Genomic DNA, 2,437 nt, shown 5'->3' with positions numbered 1-2,437 from the left:
TTATTCTCATATCCATAAGAATTAAAATTTAGATTTAAAATTATTAAAATAGTAAAAAGAATTTTTTTAAAGAAGACATTCATCTTAAATCAATTATTTAACAAATCTTTAGCATTGTATTCATAGTTTGTTAGTGGAAATAAGGTAACGGTAAACATCAAATTTTCTACTGGTTTCAAATCACCATCAGAATAATATTTTTTATTGTATTTTATGCCTGCCCTTAAACAATCATATTTGTACTCGTATACTAAATCATAATATTCAGTTAAATTAATTTTACGATTTCTTCTCGTGTTAAATGTTAATGAATTTCTCTCATTATATTTATAAGTAACTGAATTTTCAAATATATTTGTATCTCCAATTTCACCATTTTCTTCTACAAAGGCGAATGTTGTTATTAAATTATTATTCGAAAAAGTTAATTTCATATCATTACGTTCAAAAGTAGAATAATCATTATCTATAGAAAAGTTATAATCGAATTTAATATGATCAGTTATTTTTGAATTTAACGATCCAAAAAGATTTGAATTTTTTTTGTTTAATGTAGATTTTTTAGAAACCATGTTTTCTTCTTTATCTCTTAGAACTGTTGCAATTTTAAATTCAAAAAAGTTATTAATATCATCTATATTAGTTTTTTTTTGATCTCTCTCATAATCAAGATCTAAAACTTTTTGATCTCTTCTATAATTTAAACCTAAAGTTAAAGACCTTCCCGCTTCAAACGTGTCAGACAAACCTAACCTGTTATCAGAAAAAATATTATTTATATTTACATTGTTTGAGGAACTGGAGTAATTTTTCATGTCCGTAGGATTAAATCTAAATGATAATTTGGGAATTAATAAATTTTTGTGAGATTTATTTTCTTTTACAAGTGGTAGTGCGACTTCAGCATTGAATAAACTTGTTAGCTCAGATTGAGGACTAGATTTATACTTTGAGCTTTTCTTTCCAATAACATTTGAATTTTTTAAACTTATTCTATAATTTTTAGTTAATCCATTATTTGAAATGTATTCTACGCTATCATAATTTATATCATTAATTATACTAGTATCTAATTGATTTGTAGATTTAAGTTCATTGCTCCCACTAGAAGAAAAATACAATGATCCGTTAAAATAATTTTTTCCTATAGATTTATTTAAATTGTAATAGGGCAGAATGTATTGGTATCTATCACTACTTTTACCACTTAATGTTTCGTAAGAGGAAATTCCACTATCAAAACTAAAACCTTCATTAATGAGAGATAAATTAAGATTGTTAGTTAGCTTATCAAAATTACCAGGTTTAATTTTTTTCTCATACGTTATATGATTTTCAAAAATTTTTAGATACGTATCACTAGATACTCTCTCAAATTTAGCTGACAAATTGCTTTTCTCAAAATTGCGCATACTCAAATCTAAATCAAATTTCCCAAAAAAATGAGACAAATTCTTAGTAGTGTTTTTTGAACTAGATTTAAATTTATTAACATAACCTAAGTCAGCAATAAAAGATGAATTTTTATTTTCTTGTCTATACTCTGTTTGAATAATTTTAGTATCACTATCAAATATTACAGGGGTTAAAGTAAGATCTTTGTTTTCTGAAATTACCTTATAATAAGGAACTGAAATAGAGCTACCAAGTATATTTGAATTATTAATTTGAGGTTTTAAGAAACCTGATTGTCTATTTACAGTTGGATCTGGATGAAAAAATTTTGGAAAATACAAAATAGGTAAATCATAAATATTTAATATTGCATTTTCATAAATTAACTGTTTTTTTTCTCTGTCATGAATAATCTTAGCACTTTTTATTGACCATGGAGGGCATTTATCATCTTTTTTGCAGCTTGTAAAAATGCCTTTGTTGATTAAAGTTTTGTTGCTATCTCCAATTGCCGAAACACCTTTTAATCTTGGATCGTTTTTAGGTTCTCCAAAAATATTTTTATGTATATCAATTTCGACATCTGAGCCAAAAAATTTTTTATTTTTTAAATTAATTATGGCGTTTGAAAAAAAGAATTGATCACTTTTGGCAAGGTTATAATTTGTAATTACAAGTAAATCTTCTGCTTTAAGTATTTCTTGATTTATTAAATATTTAAATTTTTTTAAAAAATAAACTTGGTTTTTATTATCAATAATTTTAGATTTATTTTTTGAACTTATATAATTTTCTTCTATCATGAATAGCAAGTCTTTACTTTCAATGTCATATTCATTTTTTATATTTAGAAAAGTTTTACCTTGAGAAGTCATTTTTTCTTCTAACTTGTGATATGTTAAATCATTAGTTAACATTTCGTAATTTTCTATCTCATCAATCGCTTTAACATTGTGTTTTGCATTGAGTATGGTTTCTTTGATATTGTATTTTAATGATCTAGCAGTTAATTTTTTATAAACATCATAAATTGCTTTCACAT

The 2,437-nt window shown here is 24.2% G+C and carries 1 protein-coding gene; it reads right to left on the bottom strand.

Going from position 1 to position 2,437, the window contains the following annotated elements; genetic code table 11:
* Nucleotides 1-89: 89 nt before the first annotated feature.
* Nucleotides 90-2,437: LPS-assembly protein LptD (locus tag ACTTA5_RS07575; protein ID WP_440649181.1), on the bottom strand; the 2,348-nt coding region annotated here is incomplete at its 5' end.

This window comes from Candidatus Pelagibacter sp. HIMB1521 (genome assembly GCF_052047875.1).
GTDB lineage: Bacteria > Pseudomonadota > Alphaproteobacteria > Pelagibacterales > Pelagibacteraceae > Pelagibacter.
Note: the sequence above shows the minus strand (reverse complement) of the source record. Positions and strands in the feature narration are given on the sequence as shown.